General features: G+C 69.4%; 17 protein-coding genes. 14 read left to right on the forward strand and 3 right to left on the reverse strand.

The features are described 5' to 3' along the window. Positions 1–217: 217 nt before the first annotated feature. Positions 218–1,690, reverse strand: a complete 1,473-nt coding sequence (locus IEY95_RS07560) for a DUF1254 domain-containing protein (protein ID WP_229702665.1) — start codon at positions 1,688–1,690, stop codon at positions 218–220. Between the two features lie 417 nt (positions 1,691–2,107). On the opposite strand from IEY95_RS07560, the gene IEY95_RS07565 reads away from it, so the two are divergent. Next, positions 2,108–2,467 (forward strand): carboxymuconolactone decarboxylase, encoded by a 360-nt coding sequence (locus tag IEY95_RS07565; RefSeq protein WP_189185090.1) that lies wholly within the window; start codon positions 2,108–2,110, stop codon positions 2,465–2,467. A gap of 288 nt (positions 2,468–2,755) precedes the next feature. Here IEY95_RS07565 and IEY95_RS07570 read toward each other — a convergent pair whose 3' ends face one another. Continuing rightward, positions 2,756–3,862: a tetratricopeptide repeat-containing glycosyltransferase gene (locus tag IEY95_RS07570; RefSeq protein WP_189185091.1), complete on the reverse strand. Its 1,107-nt coding sequence runs from the start codon at positions 3,860–3,862 to the stop codon at positions 2,756–2,758. A 205-nt stretch (positions 3,863–4,067) separates the two neighbouring features. On the opposite strand from IEY95_RS07570, the gene IEY95_RS07575 reads away from it, so the two are divergent. Next, entirely contained in the window at positions 4,068–5,567 is a 1,500-nt protein-coding gene (locus IEY95_RS07575) for a glycosyltransferase family 39 protein (protein WP_189185092.1), read from the forward strand. Between the two features lie 196 nt (positions 5,568–5,763). Here the strand turns inward: IEY95_RS07575 and IEY95_RS07580 are convergent, their stop codons facing one another. Then, complete coding sequence (locus IEY95_RS07580) at positions 5,764–6,612, reverse strand: hypothetical protein (protein ID WP_189185093.1); 849 nt, start codon at positions 6,610–6,612, stop codon at positions 5,764–5,766. 384 nt (positions 6,613–6,996) lie between these two features. Between IEY95_RS07580 and IEY95_RS07585 the strand changes: the two genes are divergently transcribed. From IEY95_RS07585 to IEY95_RS07640, 12 genes are all read left to right on the forward strand, one after another. Beyond that, positions 6,997–7,545 (forward strand): GNAT family N-acetyltransferase, encoded by a 549-nt coding sequence (locus IEY95_RS07585; protein ID WP_189185094.1) that lies wholly within the window; start codon positions 6,997–6,999, stop codon positions 7,543–7,545. 15 nt (positions 7,546–7,560) lie between these two features. Continuing rightward, positions 7,561–8,757, forward strand: a complete 1,197-nt coding sequence (locus tag IEY95_RS07590; protein ID WP_189185095.1) for a hypothetical protein — start codon at positions 7,561–7,563, stop codon at positions 8,755–8,757. Between the two features lie 48 nt (positions 8,758–8,805). Beyond that, positions 8,806–9,597: a TIGR03936 family radical SAM-associated protein gene (locus tag IEY95_RS07595; protein ID WP_189185096.1), complete on the forward strand. Its 792-nt coding sequence runs from the start codon at positions 8,806–8,808 to the stop codon at positions 9,595–9,597. Positions 9,598–9,858: 261 nt separating this feature from the next. Next, complete coding sequence (locus tag IEY95_RS07600) at positions 9,859–13,938, forward strand: Rne/Rng family ribonuclease (RefSeq protein ID WP_189185097.1); 4,080 nt, start codon at positions 9,859–9,861, stop codon at positions 13,936–13,938. Between the two features lie 310 nt (positions 13,939–14,248). Further along, complete coding sequence (rplU, locus tag IEY95_RS07605) at positions 14,249–14,569, forward strand: 50S ribosomal protein L21 (protein WP_028802589.1); 321 nt, start codon at positions 14,249–14,251, stop codon at positions 14,567–14,569. Positions 14,570–14,583: 14 nt separating this feature from the next. Further along, on the forward strand, positions 14,584–14,838 hold the full coding sequence (rpmA, locus tag IEY95_RS07610; RefSeq protein WP_028802588.1) for a 50S ribosomal protein L27: 255 nt from the start codon (positions 14,584–14,586) through the stop codon (positions 14,836–14,838). A 244-nt stretch (positions 14,839–15,082) separates the two neighbouring features. Next, entirely contained in the window at positions 15,083–16,519 is a 1,437-nt protein-coding gene (gene obgE, locus IEY95_RS07615) for a GTPase ObgE (RefSeq protein WP_189185098.1), read from the forward strand. A 313-nt stretch (positions 16,520–16,832) separates the two neighbouring features. Further along, positions 16,833–17,126, forward strand: a complete 294-nt coding sequence (locus IEY95_RS07620; RefSeq protein ID WP_189185099.1) for a hypothetical protein — start codon at positions 16,833–16,835, stop codon at positions 17,124–17,126. A gap of 391 nt (positions 17,127–17,517) precedes the next feature. Then, the gene (locus tag IEY95_RS07625) at positions 17,518–19,068 is read left to right on the forward strand and encodes an alkaline phosphatase D family protein (protein WP_189185100.1); all 1,551 of its coding nucleotides are present in this window, start codon (positions 17,518–17,520) and stop codon (positions 19,066–19,068) included. Between the two features lie 305 nt (positions 19,069–19,373). Next, positions 19,374–20,525, forward strand: coding sequence for a hypothetical protein (locus IEY95_RS07630; protein WP_189185429.1), 1,152 nt, complete (start codon positions 19,374–19,376; stop codon positions 20,523–20,525). A gap of 214 nt (positions 20,526–20,739) precedes the next feature. After that, positions 20,740–22,239: a bifunctional cytidylyltransferase/SDR family oxidoreductase gene (locus IEY95_RS07635; protein ID WP_189185101.1), complete on the forward strand. Its 1,500-nt coding sequence runs from the start codon at positions 20,740–20,742 to the stop codon at positions 22,237–22,239. A 148-nt stretch (positions 22,240–22,387) separates the two neighbouring features. After that, positions 22,388–24,481 carry a CDP-glycerol glycerophosphotransferase family protein gene (locus IEY95_RS07640; RefSeq protein WP_229702667.1) on the forward strand — a complete coding sequence of 698 codons (2,094 nt, stop codon included), beginning with the start codon at positions 22,388–22,390 and terminating at the stop codon, positions 24,479–24,481. The last annotated feature ends 123 nt before the right edge of the window (positions 24,482–24,604 follow it).

A 24,604-nucleotide genomic window follows, 5' to 3' on the forward strand; every position in this document is an offset into this window, starting at 1 on the left:
GATCCGCCCGATCGCGTCGGCGATCCGCAGGTTCGTGGCGAGGTTCTCGCCCTGGAAGCGCGGCTCTTGCTCGGTGATGCCTGGCCAGTCGGCCGCTGAGGAGTTCCACGACCGCGTGAACGGGCATCCGGCCCTCGGCCGGATGCCTCGATCAGTCCGTCGGTGCAGGTCAGAGCTGGGGGGGGGCTGAACCTCACCGATAAACCCACACTGGTCGTCAGCCGACGCGGTTGAGCGGAGGGCACTCCCAGGCGGCGTCGACCACCTCGCGGCGGGGCCGGTACATGCGCAGGACCACGAACCAGGTGCCCTCCTGGGCCGTGGGCAGCCAGTTGGATTCCTGATCCTCACCCGGCGACTTGCTCTGGAGAGAGATGGTCAGCGCCCCATCGGGGTCCTGCTTCAGGCCTGGGGTGCGATCGCCGATGGAGTAGCGGTCGGCGGGGTTGGGGATCAGGTTCATGTCTTCCCCATAGACCGTGAGCGACCAGAAGGCGTCGACCGGTGGCAGTTCGTCCCTGCCGAAGTGCAGTTCGTAGCGACCGCCGGCGGTCAGCTTGTTGCCGTCCGAGTCGTCGAAGTTGACGAGATACACCGCCTCGGCAGGGTCGTTGGCGCTGATTCCCACCAGCGACTGGTCGGCGGCGCGCTTGAGGAAGTCGTCGCCGAAGCGCCCCATCTGCGGGGGCGGGTAGCGCCAGCCGTGGACGACATGCGCCCAATCGCCGCTGAGAATCTGCTGTTTCAGCATGGGCACTCCGACAGCGGCTGCCCGGATCAGGCTCCTCTTGACCACGTCGGGCTGGTCCTCCACATCCAGACCGGGCCCCACGCCGATCTGCGCGAACTGCTTGAGCAGGATCTCGTGATGAGCGGGTGGAGGATTCTCGGCCAGCATGGCGTTCAGCGTCTTCCACGGCCCCAGCGGATCGTCCTCGGCCCTGATCGGCTCGGCCACTTCGCGGCTTTCCGGGACCTTCGCATCCGGCTTGCCGAACAGGCTCAGCGGGGTGAGCCGGTACTGCTCCTGCAGCGCCCGCACGTTCGCCACGTCGTTCGTGTCGCTCACCAAGGTGCGGCCCAGGATCATGATCCACGGGCTGGGCGCGCTCTTGAGAGGCTGCACATCGGGCGGAAGGTCTCCGCTCCACCCCGGACCGGTCAAGGCGAAGTGGCCGGCTGTGGAACCGGTCGTGCGCTGGCCGATGTAGTCGAAATTGTCCGAGGTGATCCCGATCAGCTCGAAGGTGAAGTAGCGATCGCCCATGTCCGGGTGGGACAGGATGACGGGTTCGTCGCTGAGGTTCACCCAGGCGACCGAGTACAAGGTGTCGTTGTTGGGGCACCCGCCGTCGCGGTAGGACGCGTCGAGAAGGCGCTCGGCGTGCCAGAAGTGGTTGACCGGGGCGTACGGCACTGTCGCCGGGTTGCGCGGCTGTGTCACCCAGTCGTACCGCAGCTGCGCGTTGTAGATGTAGGGGAATCCGTAGACGAACGCCTGCTCACCGAGGGTGTAGGCGTACTCTCCGCGCCAGTCGGCGACCCGTCCGGTGATGATCGGACCCACGGCCTGGCGCAGCGTGGGCAAGATCTGCGGCAGACGGCGAGCGCGCTCGATGGTGGGGCGAGCGCGCTCGATGGTGGCTTTGGGATGCCGAACCGCCTGCCCGGCTGCACGTGCCACGTTCACTGCGGTTTCCGCCACATCTCCTGGTATCCGGGAATGCGTGCGCGATGATTCGGACATCTCAGCCCCATTTCATCGGAACGGAAGGAGACAACTTCATCGGATCTGAATGAGACAACGCGGCAGCATGCGCATCCCCCTGTGCGATGGCTGAGAGCGCCTGCCGCACCTCCCCAAGACCATCCTCCTCCGTCCCCGGGAGAGGCGCAGCGCGAGTCGCGGGCGGACGAAGAGAACGCCGAGGTCCGTCGTAGCCGGGCGTCGACCCCCTCGAGTGCGCACACCTCGATCACCCGTACGGCCCGCCATGCTTGAGGCTCAAGGGGCCCCTATGGTGGAAGGGGAAGCAGTCGGCGCGTGGGTGCCCGTTCTGCGGGTGTCGCGTGCCGGTTCCGCACAGCACCAGAAGGCGGTCCGGAAATGGCTACAACGTCAGACGCGCCCGTTCTCGACACGCTCGCCGCCATGACCATCGACTCGATAGAGCGCTGTGGCATGGATGAAGGCACGCTCATCCTCACCCGCATCGCCGCGCTCGCGGCCATGGACGCACCGGCGATCTCCTACCTCGCCCATGTCGATCCTGCTATCAAGGCCAACCTGACGCTGGAGCAAGTGCAGGACGTCCTCGTGGCGATCGCTCCCGTTGTGGGCACAGCACGTGTCATGGCGGCAGCAGGTCACATCACCGAGGCGCTCGGCTTCGCCGTCGCGGTGGACGAGTCCGGCGCCGAGGCATTTGCCGAAGCCGAGGCCCGGACCCGGAGCAAGTCCTCCTGATCAGGACTGCGTAGCGCTGCCCCCTCTCCCGGGTTCGGCAGGGGCTGGGATCCGCTGCCGTGCAGAGCGGTGGGGAGCCGGGCACGGGGTTGCCGCGGTTCGTCCGATTCGCATGGAACGGACAGCGCATCCGTGGCTCGTCGGGTGAGCTGGACGCTTGATGGAGTCGGCACGGGCGGATCGCGGACTTCTGCCCCCTCCCTGACCATGAGGGGGCAGCCGTGTGGCTGCCGATTCCCCCACCGATGTTCGGCCTCCGCGGGGGACGAGGGCTGTCCTGCCGTCCGATCAGCTGCCGACGAGCGTCCGCGCGTCCGCTCCGGAGCCCAGGCGGAGCTTGGCGCGCGCGAAGTCCCTGTTCGCGTCGACCCGTTCACGATGGGCCTCGGGCAACTTTCCGCCGTCCAGGAGTTTCTCGCAGCACTCCAGGGATTCGCGATACTCGCCGACCCAGTACGACGCCACCGCCAGCTCGTCCAGTGCTCGCCAGTCGTACCAGCCATGCTCGACGAACAGGATGTCCTCCGGCTGCGGGATCTCCACCGCGCGCCGCGCGAACATGTACGCGAGCGGCCAGCGCTCCCCGTTCATACGGCACAGATGCGCGAGCTCGCCGAGCGGTTCGGCCCGCGTGGGCCGGTACTCGTGCGCCTCCAGGAAACGGGTCATGACCTCGGGCATACGGCGCTTGAGATGCAGCGCGAGCCGAGCCGCGTAGAGCCGGGCACAGAACGCTTCCTCGGCGAAGCCGCCCATGGCCGCGCGCCGGTCGTACGCGGCGAGCGCCTTCCCGAATTCACCGGCGTCGCGCCAACTCTGGGCGAGGTAGAAGTGGTAGCGGGTGTTGTCCGGCTCCTTGACGAGCCCGGACTTGAGGACCGCGGCGTCGCGGAGGTACTTCTCCCGTTGGGTGCCCGTGAGACGTCCGCCGCCGCCCACGATGACCATGCGCGCGCCATCGAAGGGCGCCCGGCTGAAGCGACTGTCGCACTCCAGGTACTCGTGCAGCACACCCTCGTACCGCCAGGCGAGGCGAGTCGACACCATCGTCGCGCGCCAGTGGACGACGGAACCGTGGCGTACCTCGAAGTCGTAGCAGTCGTGGGTCAGTTCCGGCATCTTGAAGCCGGGAACGGTCTCCATCCTGTCGTCGGCATCGATGAACAGGAGGTAGTCCGCACGGTCCCGTGCCAGATCGATCGCCTCGCTGCGGCTCAGGTCGAAGCCCTTCCAAGGGCTCTCGTGCAGCTCCCCGGGCAGGTCGGCGAGGGCTTCGCGGATGACGTCCTGGGTGCCGTCGGTCGAGCCCGTATCGAGGATCACCCAGGAGTCGACAAGGGGGCGCACTGATTCGAGGCAGCGTCGGATCACATGCGCCTCATTCTTGACGATCATATTGAGGCAGACCGTTTTCATGACTTTTTCTTTTCTGTGATGAAAAGGATCAGTCGGTGACTTTAGTGAATTATGAAACCCCATGCAAGGACCGCAACTGGAGGTTTGACGCCCATACAGGTGGTGCCTCGACCTGCCTGCAATCCCGGCCGCCCGTGCCTCTGTATAAGTGGGCAGTTCCTGCTGTCGGGCATGGGAGATTTTCATGGTAACCACCGCGCCGCTCCCCTTTCCGCGCGAAGAAAACCAGAGCGCCGAGGCCGCCGAGTCCAGAAGCCGCCGTACGGGGCTGTGGCTCTGGCCGTTCGCCCTCACTTTCGCCCTGGTCGGCTACGGCATGGCCGACTCTCTGCTGGGTCGTGACGAACTGGTCACCTGGGACATGGTGAACCGCAGTACCGGCCAGATCCTCGCCACTCTCCAAAATGTCGACGCCGTGCACGGCACGTATTATCTGTTGATGCACCTGTGGGTGGGGCTCTTCGGGGATTCCGTCATTTCCCTGCGGCTTCCCACTGTATTGGCCGTGGCCGGAGCCGCGTCCGTCGTGAGTCTCATCGGCGACCGGCTCTTCGGGTACCGTGCCGGAATTCTCGCCGGAATTCTCCTCGCGATCGTGCCGGCGGTGAGTCGCTATGGTCAGGAAGCCCGAAGCTACGCTCTGGTGATTTTCATGGTCGCCCTGGCGACGCTCCTGCTGCTCCGTGCGCTGGACAACCCTCGCAGCCCCTGGCGATGGGTTGCCTACTCACTCACGCTGGCCGTTGTCGGACTGCTCCATCTGATCGCACTGTCCGTCGTAGTCGCCCATGCCTGCGTGCTCGCGGCCCATGCGCGACAGACGCGCTCCCTGTGGTGGAAGTCCGCCCTCGCCCTCCTGGTCGCTGCAGGCTGCGTCACCCCGGTCGTCCTGCTGGGCCGTTCCCAGGCGCAACGCCAGTTGTACTGGGTCCCGGAGCCCGACGCGTGGGCACTGTTCTCCATGCTGCGTGACGTCTTCGCCTCGGCCCTGGGCGCCGGAGCGCTGATCGCCCTTGCCCTGATGGCCCGCTCGCCACGCAAGGCCCCCCTGTTTCTGTGCGGTATCTGGGCCCTGCTGCCCCCCGTCCTCGTCTGGCTCGCCTCCCACGGCGAGGTCTCCTACTTCCGCAACGTCTACGTCCTCTTCACCCTCCCGGCCTGGGCACTCCTCGCCGGCGCCGGCCTCGCCGCGGCGGCCTCCCGCTCCCCGAAAGCCACCGCGGCCCTCGTCGCGACGCTGGCCGTCCTCGCCCTGCCCGACCAGAAGCAAATGCGAGGGCCGTTCGAGCATGACGCTCCCGTGCCTCTCGACTACGCAGCGGCGGCCGACGTGATCAAGCAGCGCTACCAGCCTGGAGACGCCGTCGTCTACGACCGCGCGAACACCTGGAAGCTCGACGGCGGAGTCCAGTACTACCTGCCCCGCGACCTGAAGTTGCGTGACGTCTTCCTGGCCAAGACCCCCACCGAGATCAACGAGCTCTACGCGGTCGAGTGTTCCGCCCCGATGCGGTGTCTCAAGGGCGAGCAGCGCATCTGGCTGCTGACCCAGGGCGCCGACTTCCCCTTCATGGCCATCAACCCGGTGCAGGCGAGCGCTCTGCAGAGCCAGTACAAGGTGTCCACGAGTCAGTCGGTGACGGGCATGACCGTGAGCCTGCTCGTACGCAGGGACAAGCGCTAGGGGGCTTCTGATGGGCTGACGGCCCGCCCCGGGACTCGGTGTCTAGGGGCGGGCCTGTGGTGGATGGGTAGTCGCTCTGCCGGGTCCTCGGCGACGACCCCACCGCGTCTTCTTGTGGGGGGCAGAGGCTCCGAATGCCGCAAGGGGTGTCCGGCGGTCTGCCCGCCGGACACCCCGTTTGCGCCCTATTCGCAGATCACCCAGCCGGGGCCCCGCCGTTGTCGGCGCCGGCGACCGGCTGGAAGGTCACTTGGGCCCAGGGGTTGTCGTCGCACACCAGCGCCTGCGGGTTGCCACCGCTCTCGGCACACGTGATCTCGTAGACCCGTCCCGTGTCTGTGATGGTCTCGAACTTGACGCCCTCCGCCGTCTGATGCTCGGAGACCGCAGCCCCACAGGGGAAGCCGATGGGACGGCCCTCCTTGTCCGTACCACCCTGGGGGTACCCAGGGTTGTTGCTGAGGTCGGTCCAGCGGATCGACCCCGTCGATGCGGGGTCACGGATGCCCGCGTAGAAGATTCCGCCGGTCAGCGCGGCCCGGAGCTCGAAGTTGCCCTGGGGCTGGAAGGCGTCGATGTCGGAGCACGGCCCCGTCGCACCCGTGTTGCCCGTCGCGCCCGTGTTGCCCGTGTCGCCCTTCGGGCCCGGCGTGCCGGTGCCGGGGGGGCCGGTCGGGCCGGTGTTGCCCGTGTCGCCCTTAGGGCCGGTAGGGCCGGTGTTGCCCGTGTCGCCCTTGGGGCCGGTCGGGCCGGTCGCGCCCTTGCACTTGTCCTTGTCCTTGCCGTTGTCCTTGCCGTCGTCGCCGTAGGCGCCCACGGCGGACGTGAGGCGGCCGTGCTTGGTCGAGTGGTCGTCCTTGCATTGGTCGCCGCCGTAGCGGCTCGCCACGGACGTGTGGTGGGTCATGGCCCGCACCGCGCCGGTGGCAGGGCTGGCCACGCCGGCCACCAGGACCACTCCGAGCGAGGCCACCATTCCGGCCTTCTTGAACCTGTCTCGCGCCAGCGGCCCGAGCAACGAACGCGTCCTGTACTCAGGACTCATCTACGTACTCCTTGCATTCAGCCTGTCCCGGGGGATTCCCCGAAGCTGGGTGAGAGCTTGACGTGAGCGAGGGGATGAAATGGCATATTCGGTCGGAAATGCTCATGACTATCCACGTATCGGACTAACTGATACGTGCCGATGGGTCATTTTTTGCCCATCGGTGCCCCATTGGGTTCGCGTGAGGCCGATCGGGCACCGTTGAGGCTCACTCCCGCGTGGGCGAGTACCTGCGGTTCCGGCGCATACCACCATGACGGCCGCAGCAGGCCGAAGGCCTCCCGGGTCGGCAGGGCCGCCACGTTCTCCAACGTCGCGAAGGCGGCCAGGGCCACGAAGAAATAAGGCCTGCGCGCACAGCGGTCGCCCCGGCACACTGCCCCCATGCCACAGCTGACGACGCCTCATGTCCGTTATCGGGCCTCCTTTCTGGAGGCCGTGGAAGAGAACGTCGCCGAGGGGGAGTTCTTCGGCGACACCCTCAAGCGGGAGCTGGACGTGTACGGGGGCACCTGGCACGAGCCGGACGGCTTCGCGCGGTACGTCGCCGCGATCCGTGAGGAGGAGCTGGAGGAGGGGCGCCGCCCGGAGGGGTTCGTGCCCGCCGGCTGGTACTGGTACGTGGACGGGGACTCCTACCTCGGGCGCATTCAGATACGGCACCGGCTGACACCCTCGCTGCTCGAGGTCGGCGGGCACATCGGATACGGGGTACGGCCGAGCGCCCGCCGGAGGGGGCACGCCACGGCGATGCTCCGGGACGTGCTGCCGTACGCCCGTGCCCTTGGGCTCGACCGTGTGCTGGTCACCTGCGACACCACGAACGTCGGGTCCCGCAAGGTGATCGAGGCGGTCGGCGGGCAGTTCGAGGACGAGCGGGACGGGAAGCTCAGGTACTGGGTGTCCACGGATCGCATCCATCGCGGCTGCTGACGCGTCTACGCAGGTATGGATCTGGAAAAGGCGCCTGCTGAGAGGCCCGTGGCGCAGGCCGAGGGGTGCCTCGCCGTCGCGATCCGCATTCCCGTGCGGATCGTGGTGCTCGTCCTGGTCGTGCCGGTGCGGATGGTGTGGGACGCGCTGGTCGTGGGCGGACGGTTCCTGCGGGACACCGTGCTGCGGCCGGTGGGGCGGGCGCTGGCCCTGGCGGCGTGGGCGGTGTTCGTCTGGCCGTGGGTGGCCTTGTGGCGGTACGTCCTCGTGCCGCTCGGCAGGGTGCTGGCATGGCTCGGGCATGTGCTGCTCGTCGTACCCGCGCTGTGGCTGTACCGGACGGTGCTGACGCCCATCGGGCACGCGATCGCGTGGGTCGTGCGGGGGGTCTGGGCCGCTCTCGCCTGGGCGGCGCGGGTGATCGGTGCCGGCCTCGCCCTGGTGTTCGGCGGCATCGCGGTCGGGCTCGGCTGGGTGTACGCACGAGTGCTGACGCCCGTCGGGCACGCGATCGCCTGGCTGTTCAAGGGCATCGGGCTGGTGCTCGCGGCCGTCGGCATCGGGGTGTACACCGCTGTCGCCTGGCTGGCACGGTATCTGATCGTCATACCGGCTCAGTGGCTGTACGCGTGGGTCCTCGCGCCTGTCGGCAGGGGGATCGCCTGGCTGGCGCACGGTCTCGTGTGGCTCGTACGGATGATCTTCACCGGGATCGGTGCGGCGATCTACTGGACGCTGCGCATCCTGCTGGTGCTGCCCGCGCTCGCCGTATGGCGGTGGGTGCTCGTGCCGGTCGGACGCGTGCTCGCCGTCATCGGCAGGGAGATCGGCGAGGCTCTGGGGCACGCCTGGCGCGTCGCCGGGCACATCTCGCTCGCCGTCGGGCGGTTCCTCGGGCGACTCTTCCGGTGGATCTTCGTGGAGCCGGTGCGCTGGGTGTACCAGGCCGTGCTGACCCCCGTCGGGCACGTCATTCGCGACACGGTCCTGAAGCCCGCCGCCGAGGCCGCGCGCAGCGTGGGACGGGCGACACGGCAGGCCCTGGCCGCCGCCCGCGAGTCCGCCCGGCAGGCCCGCGCCGACTTCCGGCGGATGCTCTTCGGCGCCCCGCGCGAGCCGGAACGGGTGCTTTTGGCGAAGCCCCGCCGGGAACCGAAGCCCGGCGAGACACGTACTCTAGGTAGCAGTACGACGGCTCTCACGAAGGACTGAACGACACTGGGCAAGCGACAGCCCGAAGGCCCGCCGCCCGCACCCGCGGTGCAGCGCATCCGACTGCGCTACACCAAGCGCGGCCGCCTCCGGTTCACCAGCCACCGTGACTTCCAGCGCGCCTTCGAGCGTGCGCTGCGCCGTGCCGAGGTGCCCATGGCGTACTCGGCGGGGTTCACGCCGCATCCGAAGGTGTCGTACGCCAATGCCGCACCCACCGGCACGGGCAGTGAGGCGGAGTTTCTGGAGATCGCGCTCACCGAGACGCGTGACCCGGACAAGCTGCGCGAGCTCCTCGACGAGTCGCTGCCCCAAGGGCTCGACATCATCGACGCGGTCGAGGCCCGCACCTCGGGTCTCGCCGACCGGCTCACCGCTTCCGTGTGGGAGCTGCGCCTGGACGGCGTGGACCCGGCGGACGCGGAGCGCGCGATCGCGGCCTTCAAGGCGGCCGATGTCGTCGAGGTCCAGCGCAAGACGAAGAACGGCATGCGGACGTTCGACGCCCGCAGCGCCGTAGCAAGCCTTGAGACGCACAGCGAGACGCAGAGTCCACAGGCTGATAGGCCGACCGACCAGCCCTGTGCGATACTGCGGCTGGTTGTTCGGCACGTGACGCCTGCCGTACGACCCGACGACGTCCTGTCCGGTCTTCGCGCCGTGGCCGACCTGGCGCCGCCGGTCGCCGCAGCGGTGACCAGGCTGGCGCAGGGGCTGTTCGATGAAGAGACCGGCACGGTGACCGACCCGCTCGCGCCCGACCGCGAGGCAGTCACGGCCGTCCCGCCCTCTCACGAAGAGGCGGTCGCCGCATCTGCCGCCGCGAAGGCGCCGGCGTAAGGAAGGTCCCGCGTAAGGACAGATGTCGTAGCGCCGCCCTCGTATCCGGGAGCCACCTGGGTCGGGCAGCGCACCGACCACAAGACTTTCGCCAGGCCGTACGCACACATGGTGTACGGAACCGGTGAGACAGGACACAGAGAGCTCCCGTGCGGCGCCCGCGCCCCGGACGGCGGCACCGCGCATCGCGCGAGCCGCGGACGTCACCGGCACCGCCGGACCAGGCGCGGCGCCCGGGAGCCTGACGGGAGATCCACCCGCATGCTCGAGCCGACCGAACCCACTGAGGGTTCCGAGAACAACAACTCCCCGAGCGACACCCTGCCGCCGCGGCGCCGCCGCCGTGCAGCGTCGCGCCCCGCAGGTCCGCCGACCGCCGCCTCCGAGGCCGCGGCCGAGACCACCGCGCCGGCCATACCGGCCGTGGCGTCCGCCGACCTCGCGCAGGACGAGACCTCCGTGCACGCCGAGGTCGTCGAGACAGAAGAGGCCGGTGAGGCCATAGTGACGGCTGAGACCACCGCTGCCGGTGAGGCCGCAGTGACGGCTGAGGCCGAAGAGACCGCCGCTGTCGGTGAGGCCGAAGAGACCGCCGCGCTTGAGGAGACGCCGGAGCCGCCCGCGGCCGAGGCCGAGGAAGCCGCCCCGCGTCGTACCCGTCGTCGTGCCACCCGCCGGGCGTCCGCGCCCGCCGGTGCGCCGGTGACGGCCGAGGCCGCGGAGACCGTGGTGCCCGCGGTTCCGGCCGAGGCCGAGGTCGCGGCCGAGGTCGAAGAGACCCCCGCCGAGACCGCTGCCCCCGCCGTCGTGGAGGAGGCCGCGCCCGCCGGTCGTACGCGTCGTCGTGCGACGCGTCGCGCCTCCGCGCCGACCGGGGCGCCCAAGGCGGCCGAGATCGTCGAGGCCGCCGAGGCCCCTGAGGCCGCAGCGACGGCTGAGGCCGTCGAGGAGCCGACGGGCGCCGACGTGTCCGCCGAGTCCGAGGCCCCCGCCGCCGTCGAGGAAGCTGCACCCCGCCGCACCACCCGTCGTCGCGCCACCCGGCGCGTCTCCGCACCCGCCGGCGCGCCCGAGGGCGACGCCGCCGACGAGCGTGTGGAGGCGCCCGTGACCAGCGAGAACAAGCCTGTCGAGAGCACCGAGGACGCCGAGACCGAGGCCGCCGGGGACGGCGCACCGCGGCGTACCCGCCGCCGTGCCACCCGCAAGGCCGCCGTCGGTTTCTCCGCGCCTGCGCCGAAGGAGGCCGAGTCCGCGCAGCGGCCCAAGCGTCCGGCCGTCGCCATGTTCCAGGCGCCCGTGTTCACCGAGCCGATGTTTCAGACGCCCGAGCGTGCTGCCGCCGCGGCTGCCGCCGAGGCGGCGGAGGAGGCCGCGGAGGTCACCGAGCCCGTCGAGGCCCCCGAGGTCGTCCAGGAGGAGACCGGCCCGCGCCGGCGCCGTCGTCGCCGGGCCGTCGAGGAGGAGCCCGCGGCCGTGCCCGCGGAGGCCGCCGACGAGGTCGAGGAAGCCGCCGAGTCCACTGAATCCGCGGAGGACGTCGTCGAGGGTGACGAGGGCGAGGAGGAGTCCGCGGGCTCCCGTCGCCGTCGCCGTCGTGGCGGCCGTCGCCGTCGCCGTGGCGAGTCCGCCGAGTCGGACGCCGAGGCGGGCGAGGACGAGTACGCCGCCGAGCAGGCCGCGCAGGACGCAGAGGACACCGCCGAGCAGGCCGAGGAAGACGCCGAGGAGGCGGAGGAGCACGAGGAGTCGGGCGGTTCCGGCTCCAGCAGCAGCCGTCGCCGTCGTCGTCGCCGTCGTCGCGCCGGTGACTCCGGCACCGATGTCGAGCCCGGCGAGAACGACCCCGAGCGCACCGTCGTGAAGGTTCGCGAGCCCCGCAGCAAGAAGGACGAACACCCGTCCGACGAGGTGCAGTCCATCAAGGGCTCGACCCGCCTCGAAGCCAAGAAGCAGCGTCGTCGTGAAGGGCGCGAGCAGGGCCGTCGCCGCGTCCCGATCATCACCGAGGCCGAGTTCCTGGCCCGCCGCGAGGCCGTCGAGCGCGTGATGGTCGTCCGCCAGAGCGGCGAGCGCACGCAGATCGGCGTCCTGGAAGACAACGTGCTCGTCGAGCACTACGTCAACAAGGAGCAGTCGACCTCGTACGTCGGCAACGTCTACCTGGGCAAGGTCCAGAACGTGCTGCCGTCGATGGAGGCCGCCTTCATCGACATCGGCAAGGGCCGCAACGCCGTGCTCTACGCCGGTGAGGTCAATTTCGAGGCGCTGGGCATGGCCAACGGGCCGCGCCGCATCGAGTCCGCGCTGAAGTCCGGCCAGTCGGTCCTCGTGCAGGTCACCAAGGACCCGATCGGCCACAAGGGCGCCCGCCTCACCAGCCAGGTCTCCCTCCCCGGCCGCTACCTGGTCTACGTGCCCGAGGGCTCGATGACCGGCATCAGCCGCAAGCTGCCCGACACCGAGCGCGCGCGCCTGAAGACCATCCTCAAGAAGATCGTCCCCGAGGACGCGGGCGTCATCGTGCGCACCGCCGCCGAGGGCGCGAGTGAGGACGAGCTGCGCCGCGACGTCGAGCGACTGCAGGCGCAGTGGGAGGACATCCAGAAGAAGGCGAAGAACGGCAACGCTCCCACGCTGCTCTACGGCGAGCCGGACATGACCGTCCGCGTCGTCCGCGACATCTTCAACGAGGACTTCTCCAAGGTCATCGTCAGCGGCGACGAGGCGTGGGAGACCATCCACGGGTACGTCTCCCATGTCGCGCCCGACCTGGCCGACCGGCTGTCGAAGTGGACCTCCGAGGTCGACGTCTTCGCGACGTACCGGATCGACGAGCAGCTGATGAAGGCGCTGGACCGCAAGGTCTGGCTGCCCAGCGGCGGTTCGCTGGTGATCGACAAGACCGAGGCCATGATCGTGGTCGACGTCAACACCGGCAAGTTCACCGGTCAGGGCGGCAATCTCGAAGAGACCGTGACCAGGAACAACCTGGAGGCGGCCGAGGAGATCGTGCGCCAGCTGCGGCTGCGCGACCTGGGCGGCATCGTCGTCATCGACTTCATCGACATGGTCCTGGAGTCCAACCGGGACCTGGTGCTGCGGCGCCTGCTGGAGTGCCTGGGCCGGGACCGTACGAAGCACCAGGTAGCCGAGGTCACCTCGCTGGGCCTGGTGCAGATGACGCGCAAGCGCGTCGGCCAGGGCCTGCTGGAGTCCTTCTCCGAGACCTGCGTCCACTGCAACGGCCGCGGTGTCATCGTGCACATGGAGCAGCCGACCTCCGTCGGAGGCGGCGGCAAGCGCAAGAAGCGCGGCCGTGGCGGTGCCGAGCAGCCGCTCGAGCACGAGCACGAGGCCGTGGCCACGGAGACGACCGAGGCCGCCGAGGCAGCCGAGGCCGCCGAGGTCATCGAGGTGGAGACGGAGGCCGAGGTGGCCGCCGAGGCTGCCGAGCCCACCGCGCTGCCCGCGCCCGAGTTCGCGCCGGACGAGGAGCTGTACGGCAGCGCCGCCGAGGCGGAGGCCGCGGCCACCCGTGGCCGTTCGCGGCGCCGGGCGACCCGGCGTGCGTCGGCCCCGGCCGGTGCGCCGAAGGCCGAGGGGCGTCCCCCGACGAAGCGCGAGGAGCGCGCCGAGCGGGCCCTCAGGTCGCGGGAGGCCGCCGAGTCCGAGCCCGTCGCGGTCGAGGACCCGGTCGTCGAGGCGCCCGTGGAGGCCCCGGTCGAGGCCCCCGTACAGGAGGAGGCCGCTCCCAAGGGCCGTACGCGCCGTCGGGCGACCCGCAAGGTGTCGGCCCCGGCCGGTTCGCCGAAGGCTGTGGATGAGGCCGTGGTGACGGTGACCGAGCCGGTTTCCGTGCCGGAGGCCGTCTCGGAGGTCGTCGAGCCGAAGCCCGAGCCCGTGGTCGAGCCTGTCGCCGAGCAGGTCGTCGAGGCGCCCGCAGAGAGCGCCGCCCCGGCCCGTCCACGCCGCCGCGCCGTCCGCAAGGCCACCGCGCCCACCGCGTCCGAGGAGGCCGCCGTCGTGGTCGTCCCGTCGGCGGCGGCGTCCGTGGAGAGCGTCGAGGTCGTCGAGCCTGCCGCCGAGCAGGTCGCCGAGGCGCCCGAGTCCGAGGCTCCGGCCGCCGCCAAGAAGGCGGCCGCCCGCAAGACGGCGAAGAAGGCGACGGCGAAGAAGGCCGCCACCAAGAAGACCGCGGTCAAGAAGACGGCCGCCAAGAAGACGGCCGCGAAGAAGGCGACCGCGAAGAAGGCCGCGGCCACCAAGGCGACGGCGAAGAAGACCGCGGCGGCGGAGCAGGCCCTGTCCTCCGTCTCGGCTTCGACCGACGAGGGCTGAGTCACCGACGAGGGCTGAGTCACTGTCTCCGGAGCGCGCGAGCGCTCCGGAGACCGGCTCGATCGACGCCCCCTGTTCCGCGCATCCGCGGGACAGGGGGCGTCGGCGTGACCGGTGGCACACCGGCGGGGCCCGACCTGGTTTGACCCTTTCGGTCGTGGCCCCGTAACCTTGACCGTCGGCGTGTCCATAGACGCGCCGCATTCCCGTAAACCTCTTCCTCCCGGCGCTCGGCGCTTCGGGAGAGGCCGTTCGCGCAAGCGCGCGGCTGGACTGCGGGGATTCCGTTCCGAGCGAGAGAGAGATCCGCGTGTACGCCATCGTGCGCAGCGGTGGTCGCCAGCACAAGGTTGCTGTCGGCGACATCGTTGAGGTTGACAAGATTTCCACTGCCAAGGTTGGCGACACGGTCGAGCTCTCGACCCTGCTCGTTGTCGACGGCGATGCTGTGACGAGCGACCCGTGGGTCCTTGCCGGCATCAAGGTCCAGGCCGAGGTCGTGGACCACCACAAGGGCGCGAAGATCGACATCCTTCGCTACAAGAACAAGACCGGCTACCGCCGTCGTCAGGGCCACCGCCAGCAGTACACGGCGATCAAGGTCACTGAGATCCCCGCGGCTGCGAAGTAAGGGACTGAGGAGAGATGGCACACAAGAAGGGCGCATCGTCCACTCGGAACGGTCGCGACTCCAATGCTCAGCGGCTCGGCGTGAAGCGCTTCGGCGGTCAGGTCGTCAACGCCGGTGAGATCCTGGTCCGCCAGCGCGGTACCCACTTCCACCCGGGCAACGGCGTCGGCCGTGGCAAGGACGACACGCTGTTCGCCCTTGACGCCGGTGCGGTGGAGTTCGGTACTCACCGTGGCCGCAAGGTCGTGAACATCGTTCCGGTCGCCTGATTCAGTCCCCCTTAGGACACAGGCTCCGTAGAACAGAGTTCTTCGCGAGGCGGACCTCACTTCCCGATCGGGAAGGCGGGTCCGCCTTTCGCGTGTTACGCAAGAGACATTCCGTACGGAAGACCATTTCGTACGCGTCCGTACGCGTCCGTACGCGTGCGTACGTGTGCGTGCGCGTCCGTGCGCAGGACATTCCGTACGCAACCGAAGTATCCGATGTAACCGAAGTGCTGGAGGCACCCCCATGACCACCTTCGTGGACCGCGTCGAGCTGCATGTCGCCGCGGGTAACGGAGGCCACGGCTGTGCCTCCGTTCACCGGGAGAAGTTCAAGCCGCTCGGCGGCCCCGACGGCGGCAACGGCGGCCGTGGCGGTGACGTGATGCTGGTCGTCGACCAGTCCGTCACCACGCTGCTCGACTACCACCACAAGCCGCACCGCAGCGCCACCAACGGCAAGCCCGGCGAGGGCGGCAACCGTTCCGGCAAGGACGGCCAGGACCTGATCCTGCCGGTGCCGGACGGAACGGTCGTGCTCGACGGGGCGGGCAACGTGCTCGCGGACCTCGTCGGCCACGGCACGTCGTACGTCGCCGCGCAGGGCGGCCGTGGCGGCCTCGGCAACGCGGCGCTGGCCTCGGCCCGTCGCAAGGCACCCGGTTTCGCGCTGCTCGGCGTGCCCGGGGACCTGCAGGAGATCGTCCTGGAGCTGAAGACGGTCGCGGACGTGGCCCTCGTGGGCTACCCGAGCGCCGGTAAGTCGTCGCTGATCTCGGTCCTGTCGGCCGCCAAGCCGAAGATCGCGGACTACCCGTTCACGACGCTCGTCCCCAACCTGGGCGTCGTGACCGCGGGCGAGACCGTCTACACGATCGCCGACGTGCCCGGACTCATTCCCGGCGCGAGCCAGGGCAAGGGCCTCGGCCTGGAATTCCTCCGACACGTCGAGCGCTGCAGCGTCCTGGTCCACGTCCTCGACACCGCGACGCTGGAGTCCGACCGCGACCCCGTCTCCGACCTCGACATCATCGAGGAGGAGCTGAAGCAGTACGGCGGCCTCGGCAACCGGCCGCGCATCGTCGTCCTCAACAAGATCGACGTTCCGGACGGCAAGGACCTGGCCGAGATGGTCCGCCCGGAGCTGGAGGCGCGTGGCTACGGCGTCTTCGAGGTGTCCGCGGTCGCGCACACGGGCCTCAGGGAGCTGTCCTTCGCGCTCGCCGACCTCGTCGGGCGGGCGCGGGCCGCCAAGCCCAAGGAGGAGGCGACCCGGATCGTCATCCGCCCGAAGGCGGTCGACGACGCCGGCTTCACCGTGGTCCAGGAGGAGGACGGCCTCTTCCGCGTGCGCGGCGAGAAGCCCGAGCGCTGGGTCCGCCAGACCGACTTCAACAACGACGAGGCCGTCGGCTACCTCGCCGACCGCCTCAACCGCCTCGGTGTCGAGGAAGAGCTGATGAAGGCGGGTGCCCGCACGGGTGACGGCGTCGCCATCGGCCCCGAGGAGAACGCGGTCGTCTTCGACTGGGAGCCGACGGTCATGGCCGGTGCGGAGATGCTCGGTCGACGTGGTGAGGACCACCGGTTCGACGCGCCGCGGCCTGCGGCCCAGCGTCGCCGGGACAAGCAGGCGGAGCGGGACGAGGCGGAGCAGGAGTACGACGACTTCGAGCCGTTCTAAACGACTTCGAGCCGTCTCCAGGGGGCCGGGTCGGTGGGCGCTCGGGGTGAGTTCGTTCGCCCCCTCCGCCCCTGCCCATTCCCCTCACTTGGGGGCTCCGCCCCCAAACCCCCGCTCCTCGAACGCCGGAGGGGCTGAACCCTGCCGGGCCTGAAGTGAACGCCAGGGAAAATTCACGGCATGGACAGGGCAACCAAGCGAGCGGGCCGGAAGGCGTAGTGGGCGCGGATGAGGATCTTCCTCTTCGCGCCCAACTGCCTTCCAGACGCCCGGAGTCGAGGTGTCCGAGCCCGCTCCGTCGAGACCTCGCCGCGTGGCCGTCGTAGCGAGAGTCCTGCTCGCCGCGACCGCGACCGCCGTCCCGATCGCCCATGCCCGCCCCGTCGCGACGCGTGTGCGGGGCGACTTCGACGGTGACGGGTTCACCGACCTCGACAACGGCGACGGCGGGGCGCAGCCGGACCTCGCCGCGGCGCGCGATGTCTCCGGAGCCGACGCCGCCGTCCCGGTGTTCCGCGCCACCTCTGCCGGGGCCACGGCCAAGAGCTCCTTCGCCTTCGGTGCCCGCGTCCTCGGCGCGCCGCGAGCGGTGCCGAACTCGGTGTGACGCTCCCGAACCGACTCCTCGCCGGCGCGGACGGCGTGCTGGGTCGCGCCCCCGCACCCGTACACCCCCTGAACTTCAGGAGGCGCCCGACATGAGCACCCGCAGAAGCGCCTGGGGCTCGTACACCTTCGGCGCGGGCGCGCTGAACACCGTTGCGACGGGCGCCCGGATGGGCCAGGGCTTCGCCCGCTGACGCACCTTCAAGCCCGTCGCGACGTGGGGGAGTTTCGCCAGAACTCACTCGGTTTCAGTCAAAATCTCCGTGTCGCGGCGGGTCGTTGGTTGCTCGTGCATTTGTCATGCCTAGGATGCGTTCTGTTCAACGAGCGGGCTGCTGCGCCGTGTGAGCTTCCCGGTGTTCAAGGGGCCACCGACGCAAGGGAGTTCGCCGATGACCGGAGCAATCTCAAGCGATCGACGCCGCTTTCTCACCGCAGGGGCCGCCGTGCTCGGCGCCGCCGCCTCCGCCCAGCTGTGGCTGCCCAGCGTCGCGCGCGCGGCCGAAACACCGCTGCCCGACGGCGTGTTCACGCTCGGTGTCGCCTCCGGTGACCCGTTGCCCGACGGCATCGTGCTGTGGACCCGCCTCGCTCCCGACCCGCTGAACGGCGGCGGCATGCCCGACCGCACGGTTTCGGTGGACTGGGAGATCGCCGAGGACAGCCGCTTCCGGAAGCCGGTGCGCCGCGGCACCGCCCAGGCGCGGTCCGAGTACGGACACAGCGTGCACGTCGACGTCCGCGGGCTGCGCCCCGACCGCGCGTACTGGTACCGCTTCCGTGCCGAAGGACAGCTCTCGCCGACCGGCCGCACCCGCACCGCCCCGTACCCGCACAGCTCGGGCGGCTCCCTGCGGTTCGCGCTCGCCTCCTGCCAGAACTGGCAGAACGGCTACTTCACGCCGTACGCCGACATGCTCGACCAGGACCCCGACTTCGTCCTCTTCGTCGGCGACTACATCTACGAGTCCAAGCCGGCAGCCACCGCCGTACGCAAGCACGAGGGCAGCGACGAGCCGTACACCCTCGTCCAGTACCGCAACCGCTATGCGCAGTACCGCACCGATCCGCACCTCGCGGCGATGCACGCCCATGCCCCCTGGGTGGTCACCTTCGACGACCACGAGGTCGACAACGACTTCGCCGGCGAGATCCCGCAGGACCCCGACAAGCAGTCGCACGACGCCTTCGTGGCCCGGCTGACCGCCGCCTACCAGGCGTATTACGAGCACATGCCGGTCCGGGCCACCGCGATCCCGAACGGGCCGCACATCCAGATGTACCGTCGGCTCGACTTCGGGCGCCTCGCCCGTCTGAACGTGCTGGACACTCGGCAGTTCCGCAGCAACCAGGCGACCAGCCAGGACGGCGCCGAGGACCCCTCGCTCACCATGCTCGGCGCCGAGCAGAAGGACTGGCTGCTGGATGGCCTGTACAAGTCGCCGACCCGCTGGAACCTGATCGCCTCGCAGATCATGATGGCCGAGACCGACCTCCAGGTCGGCGAGGGCAAGCTCTGGTACTACGACGCCTGGGACGGCTACCAGGTCGAACGCAACGCCCTGATGGAGGAGTTCGCGAGCATCCGCAATCCGGTCGTCCTGACCGGCGACCGGCACCTCACGATGATCAGTGACCTCAAGGAGGACTTCGCGGACCCGGACTCCGACGTCGTCGGCGCCGAGTTCGTCGGCACCTCCATCTCCAGCGGCGGCGACCAGGACCAAGCAGCCTTCCACAAGGAGTGGGACCCGCGGATGGCGGACAACCCGCACTGGAAGTTCATCGACGCCCACCGCGGCTACCACCTCTTCGACATCCGCCGTGACGGCATCGACGCCCAGGTGCGCGTCCCGGAGACGGTGCTGCAGCCGGACGCCGCCTCCAGCACGCTGGCCCGGCTGCGGGTCGAGGCGGGGAAGCCGGGCGTACGGCTCGTATGACGGTGGGGCGCGTACGTGAGCCGGGCGTACGGCTCGTATGACGGTGGGGCGCGTACGTGAGCCGGACGTACGGCTCGTATGACGGTGGGGCGCGTACCTGAGCCGGGCTTACGGCTCGAGTGAACCGACGCTCAACCCCGAGTGACGCCCTGGGACTCACAGGAGTCCCAGGGCTTTCTCAGTCTGCGCTCAGGAATGCTCCTTAACGTCCTCTTACCATGGAGACCGACTGTTCGACCCGCCAGACGACAGCCGCTGAGACGGCTGCACCCGCGCCCCCGCCCGCCGACCCCTGGGTGCAGCCGATGCCCGCCGGCCCCGGGTTGCAGCCCCTGCCCGCCGGCACCCGGCTGCTGCACATAGGCCCGCACAAGACCGGGACCACGTCGATCCAGGGCGCGCTGTTCGCCGCGAAGGACGCGATGGCCGAGCACGACGTCGTCTTCCCCGCGCACAGCAGGCACCCCATGGAAGCCGCCCTCGCGGTCTGCGCCCGGCCCGGCATGATGGGTGACGCCCGGCCCACCGAGGGGCACTGGGGGCGGCTCCTGGACGCGTTGCGCGCCACCGGGAGGCGCACCTCGGTGATCAGCAGCGAGTTCTTCGCGGACGCGCCCGACGACGAGACCATCGCCCGGATCGTCGACGACCTGGGCCGGGACCGGGTGCACGTCCTGATCACGTTGCGCCCGCTGGCGAAGATCATGCCCTCGCAGTGGCAGCAGTACGTGCAGAACGGTCTCCGCATGGGGTACGAGGACTGGCTCGACCACATGCTGCGCAAGGCCCCGTACGAGAAGCCCAACCCGAGCTTCTGGCGCCGGCACCGCCACGACCGGCTCGTGGAGCGCTGGACGCGGGTCGTCGGTGCGGAGAACATCACTGTCGTCGTGGTCGACGACGGGGACCGCGGCGGTCTGATGCGCACCTTCGAATTCCTCCTCGGGCTGCCCGACGGTCTTCTGGTGGAGGTGCCGGACACGGCGAACCGTTCCCTCACGCTCGCCGAGGCCGAAATGCTCCGGAAACTCAACATGGAATTCCGCGGCAATGGCCTGCCCGACGAGCTGTATTCCAAGCTGGTGCGCAACGGCGCGGTCATGCATATGAAGAACACCTGCCGCCCCGCGCCGGACGACGCACGGATCACCACCCCGACCTGGGCCCTGGAGGCGGCGGCCGGCATCGGCGCGGAGATGGCCGAGCGGATCGGCACCATGGGCGTACGGGTCCTCGGCGATCCGGCGCTGCTCTCCGTCGTACCCGCGTCGGCGAGCACGGAGCCGGAGCCTGCGCGCATCGATCCGGAGGTGGCGGCCCACGCGCTGTACGGGGCGCTCGTTGTGGCGGCCGAGGCCCCCGCGCGCCCTGCCGCTCGCACGGTTCACCAGACGGCGTCCAGGGAACTCGTCAGGGTCCTCGGCCACCGTGTGCTCAAGCGCCTCAAGCGGAGCTGAGGAGAACACGTGCAAGAGGAGAACACGTACAAGAAACGTGTGCAGTTACTCACAGCAAATCCGGACAATCCGGTCCGGTTTCCCGAAAGTCGCCTGCATGCAAGGTGAATAACCGGTTGCGCGCACATATGCAGCAGACAGCGCTCACCTTGCATGGCAGTAACCGTAAGTGGGACCATTCCCAGGTTCCCTGTCGCCCCAAGGTAGGTCACCTGTGTCTGAGCACTTTGCCAAGCCCCGTACCACCGCAGTGATCCTGGCCGGCGGGACCGGTCAGCGCGTGGGTCTGTCGATTCCGAAGCAGCTGCTGAAGATCGCCGGCAAGGCGGTCATCGAGCACACGCTGACCACCTTCGAGCGCGCCGACTCCATCGACGACATCATCGTGCTGATGGCCCCCGGCTATGTGCCGGACGTCGAGAAGATCGTCGCGAAGGCGGGGCTGAAGAAGGTCACCAAGGTGATCGAGGGCGGCTCGACGCGAAACGAGACCACCGAGCGCGCCATCAGCGCCCTGGGGGAGGGGCTGGCCGAGGGTGAGGACCGCAACGTCCTGTTCCACGACGCCGTGCGCCCGCTGCTGTCCGAGCGCGTCATAGACGACTGCGTCACGGCCCTTGAGCGCTACCAGGCCGTTGACGTCGCCATCCCGTCCGCGGACACGATCATCGTGACCCGCACGCACGGCGAGGACGGCGAGTTCATCACCGAGATCCCGGACCGCTCCCGGCTGCGCCGCGGCCAGACGCCTCAGGCGTTCAAGCTGTCCACCATCCGCCGTGCCTACGAGGTCGCCGCCGGCGACCCCAACTTCCAGGCCACGGACGACTGTTCCGTCGTACTCAAGTACCTGCCGGACGTGCCGATCCACGTCGTCGCGGGTGACGAGTACAACATGAAGGTCACTCAGCCCGTCGATGTCTTCATCGCCGACAAGCTCTTCCAACTCGCCTCCACCGCCGCGCCCGAGCAGGCCGACGAGGAGGCCTACCGCGAGCTGCTCACCGGCAAGACCGTGGTGGTCTTCGGCGGTTCGTACGGCATCGGCAAGGACATCGCCGAACTCGCCGAGGGCTACGGCGCGAAGACGTACGCGCTGGGCCGCTCGACCACCGGCACGCACGTCGAGAACCCGGAGGAGGTCGACGACGCGCTGTCCGCGGCGTACGCCGAGACCGGGCGCATCGACTACGTCATCAACACCGCGGGCGTGCTGCGCATCGGCAAGCTCGCCGAGACGGACAACGCGACCATCGAGGAAGCGCTGAAGGTCAACTACCTGGCCCCGGTGCAGATCGCCCGCTCCTCGTACAAGTACCTGGCCGAGTCCAAGGGGCAGCTGCTGCTCTACACCTCCAGCAGCTACACCCGCGGCCGCGCCGAGTACAGCCTCTACTCCTCCACCAAGGCCGCCATGGTGAACCTCACTCAGGCGCTGTCCGACGAGTGGGCCGGCGACGGCATCCGCGTCAACTGCATCAACCCCGAGCGCACCGCGACGCCGATGCGCACCAAGGCGTTCGGCCAGGAGCCCGCGGGTTCGCTGTTGTCCTCCGAGGCCGTGGCGCGCACCTCGCTCGACGTCCTCCTCTCCGAGCTCACCGGCCATGTCATCGACGTCCGCCAGCAGGACCCGACGGCGGGCGCGGGCAAGGCCTCCGGATTCGAGGCGGCCCTGGCCAGCGTCCTGGATCGCCAGGACGGCGTGGCATAATCAGCTAATAGCTTTCTGGAATTCAGGCCTCTGTGTCTGCGCATTTGCCGCGCATTCACAGAGGCCTGAATCCGTAAAGTTCTCTTTTTTGCCTTTCATTCACATTTACTACCAAACCGGCACTCACCCCTCAGGAGCAGGTTTCTCCGTGATTTCCACCGCTATTCGCGTTGCACGGGTGGGCAGTGCGGCCGAGCTGGCTGCGGCGGCCCTCATGATGCTGGGATTCCCCTGCCTGATGCTGGCCGCGCTCCTGCCGAGCGTCGCTGCCTTCGCGGCCGCGGCCGCCGTGACGTACCTGGCGGACCACTATCTGCACCGGCGCGGCAGCTATCTGATCAACCGTCTCAGCAAGGTGCGGGCCGGTCTGTCCATCAGGTTCCTCATCCGGCAGCTGCTCCTCGTGCTGCTGCTGGCGCGGCTGGACATGTCCGACCGCATGGTCTTCTACGCGGCCATCGCGTGCTTCCTGGCCTTCTACGGCTTCCAGGCCCCGCACGGCGCGCTGATCACGCTGATCCGGCTGCGCCGCAAGATGCCCGTCGCCACCCGCAACGTCGACCTGGGGTCGCGCATCCGCATTCCGGACGCGCCCCCGCGCCGTCTGCTGCACCGGTCCGCCGAGAAGATGCTCCACCTCGACCTCGTCGCGGTCGCCGGTGTGCTCCTCACCGCCGCGACCGACGACGCCGTCTACGGGTTCGCGGGCGTCGCGGTCACGCTGGTGCTGGCCTTCGGCTACGTCGCCGTGCTGGTCCCGTTCGTGCGCGGAAGGAAGACCCCGCCGAACGCGGAGAAGGTCCTGGCGGCGGTCGACGACTGGCTGCGTGAGTACCGCCCGGAGACGGTGCTCTACTTCTCGGGCTCCAAGGACTCGGCGTACCAGGTCAACATGTGGCTGGAGACGATGGAGCAGCTGGACACCAAGCCGCTGATCATCCTCCGTGAGCGCGCCATCCTGGAGCGCATGGCGCCCACCACCGTGCCGGTCATCTGCGTGCCCGGAGGGGTGCACCTGATGAACATGGACCTGTCCACGGTGCGGGTCGCGCTGTACGCGGCGAACGTCGGCAAGAACATCCACATGCTGCGCGTGCCGACCATCAAGCACGTCTTCATCGGCCACGGCGACAGCGACAAGCTCGCCAGCGTCAACCCGTTCAGCAAGGTGTACGACGAGGTGTGGACCGCGGGCCGCGCGGGCCGCGACCGCTACTCCATCGCCGATGTCGGCGTCCGCGACGACGACATCGTGGAGGTCGGCCGCCCGCAGCTCGCCCCGATCCAGTCCTGGCAGGGCGTGCCCGAGGGCCGTATCCCCACCATCCTGTACGCCCCCACGTGGGAGGGCTGGGACGACAACCCCGGCAACACCTCGATCCTGCTCGCGGGCGAGAACATCGTGAAGCGGCTGCTCGCCGCCGACCAGCCGGTGCGCGTCCTCTACAAGCCGCACCCCTTCACCGGCACCCGCAGTGCGCAGGCCAAGGCCGCGCACGAGCGGATCACCGCGCTGGTGGAGAAGGCGGCCGCCGAGCGCGTCGCCGACCAGCGCTTCGCCGCCGACGCCGCTGCGCAGAGCGCGGCCAAGGCCGAGCTGGCCCGCATCGAGGGCCGCATCGCCGAGCTGTCCGGCTCCGCGGAGGCGGGCGACGAGGCCGAGGCCACCCGCGACGGCATGGTCGACGCGGCGCGGCACGCCGAGGTTGCCCGGCTGCGCGCCGAGTGGAACGACGCGTACTGGCGCTCCTTCGGCACCGCGGAGCACCGCGTCATCACGGGCGCCGAGCCGCGCCTGTACGACTGCTTCAACGTCTCCGACGCGATGGTCTCGGACATCTCCAGCGTGGTCTCCGACTTCATCGCGAGCGGCAAGCCGTACGCGGTCACGGACTCCGCGGAGCTCGGCGTCGAGGAGTTCAAACGGCAGAACACCGCGGTGCGCGCCGCCGTGATCCTGTCCAACTCGGCCGGCGAGCTGGGCGAGTTGCTCGCCGCGGTGACCGACCCGGCCTCCGACGCGCAGGACGCCGACCGCCAGGAGCTGAAGCGGTATCTGCTCGGCCCCGACGAGCCGGCGTCGATCGACCAGTTCAACTCCGCGGTGCGGGAGCTGGCGCGGAAGGCCGAGCGGCGCAACCTCGGCCAGGAGAGCGGTACTTCGGCCGCCGTGGACCTGGCGACCGCGTTGCCCGGCCAGCGGGTGACCGGCGACACGGACGGTGCGTCGGTCACGGGCTGACCGAGTCCGGATGCGTGCATGGGCATGACCCCGAGGAGCACTCCTCGGGGTCATGCCCATTTCTTACGCTTCTCACGTTTTCTCTTACGTGCTTCTGCCAGCCTTCACTGTGAGACCACCCGC

The sequence above is a fragment of the Streptomyces albiflavescens genome (assembly GCF_014645835.1).
In the GTDB taxonomy this organism is placed as follows: domain Bacteria; phylum Actinomycetota; class Actinomycetes; order Streptomycetales; family Streptomycetaceae; genus Streptomyces; species Streptomyces albiflavescens.

Bases quoted from the DNA above. Each gene is read 5' to 3' on its own strand.
- IEY95_RS07590 (WP_189185095.1), top strand. From the start codon at position 7,561: ATGGATCTGGAAAAGGCGCCTGCTGAGAGGCCCGTGGCGCAGGCCGAG.
- IEY95_RS07630 (WP_189185429.1), top strand. From the start codon at position 19,374: ATGCCCGCCGGCCCCGGGTTGCAGCCCCTGCCCGCCGGCACCCGGCTG.
- IEY95_RS07570 (WP_189185091.1), bottom strand. From the start codon at position 3,862: ATGATCGTCAAGAATGAGGCGCATGTGATCCGACGCTGCCTCGAATCA.
- rpmA (WP_028802588.1), top strand. From the start codon at position 14,584: ATGGCACACAAGAAGGGCGCATCGTCCACTCGGAACGGTCGCGACTCC.
- obgE (WP_189185098.1), top strand. From the start codon at position 15,083: ATGACCACCTTCGTGGACCGCGTCGAGCTGCATGTCGCCGCGGGTAAC.
- IEY95_RS07625 (WP_189185100.1), top strand. From the start codon at position 17,518: ATGACCGGAGCAATCTCAAGCGATCGACGCCGCTTTCTCACCGCAGGG.
- IEY95_RS07580 (WP_189185093.1), bottom strand. From the start codon at position 6,612: ATGAGTCCTGAGTACAGGACGCGTTCGTTGCTCGGGCCGCTGGCGCGA.
- IEY95_RS07600 (WP_189185097.1), top strand. From the start codon at position 9,859: ATGCTCGAGCCGACCGAACCCACTGAGGGTTCCGAGAACAACAACTCC.
- IEY95_RS07575 (WP_189185092.1), top strand. From the start codon at position 4,068: ATGGTAACCACCGCGCCGCTCCCCTTTCCGCGCGAAGAAAACCAGAGC.
- IEY95_RS07565 (WP_189185090.1), top strand. From the start codon at position 2,108: ATGGCTACAACGTCAGACGCGCCCGTTCTCGACACGCTCGCCGCCATG.
- IEY95_RS07585 (WP_189185094.1), top strand. From the start codon at position 6,997: ATGCCACAGCTGACGACGCCTCATGTCCGTTATCGGGCCTCCTTTCTG.